Below are 567 nucleotides of genomic sequence, written 5' to 3'. Positions count from 1 at the left end.
GTGATGAACTCCAGGGCGATGCCGAGCTTCAGCCACTTCACCGACAGCCCCGTCAGGCCGCCCGCGCCGGTCGAACCCCAGGGCGAGCCGTTGTCCAGGCGCAAGCGGTCCGGCAGGCCGAACGTCTTCAACAGCCGGTCCATCTCCACCTCCACCGCGCTCCCGGTCGGCGCACAGATGCGGCAGCCGAGCAGATAGCGGCTCATCGCATCGCTGACCGTCAGCGGGTCGCAACGCGTGCCGTCGCCGGTCCGGAACCAGCCCTTGAAGTCGACGCACCAGGTCTGGTTGGCCGCTGCGATCGGCGCGAATGGCCGGGTCAGAGGCAGGGCGCTGCGGCGGCGCTGGCGCTTGCCCACAAGACCCCGCCGCTTCAGCACATCGCCGATCGTCGAGGCCGCCGGCCACACGATCTGCGGCTGGGTACGCTTCAGAAACGCCTTCAGCTTCTTCGGACCCCAGTTCGGATGATCGAGCCGGCACTCCACCAGCGCCGCGCGGATGTCCTCATCGACCGATCGAGCCTGAACCAGCGGCGCCCGCGAACGGGCCACCACCCCGCCAAGC

At 69.5% G+C, this 567-nt stretch carries 1 protein-coding gene; it reads right to left on the bottom strand.

Features of this window, described 5'->3' with window-relative positions; translation table 11 throughout:
• Positions 1–567: transposase family protein (locus C7I84_RS30270; RefSeq protein ID WP_165816264.1), on the bottom strand; the 567-nt coding region annotated here is incomplete at both ends.

It is taken from the genome of Kumtagia ephedrae, from assembly GCF_003012745.1.
In the GTDB taxonomy this organism is placed as follows: Bacteria; Pseudomonadota; Alphaproteobacteria; order Rhizobiales; family Rhizobiaceae; genus Kumtagia; species Kumtagia ephedrae.
This window is presented reverse-complemented; position numbering and strand designations above follow the sequence as displayed.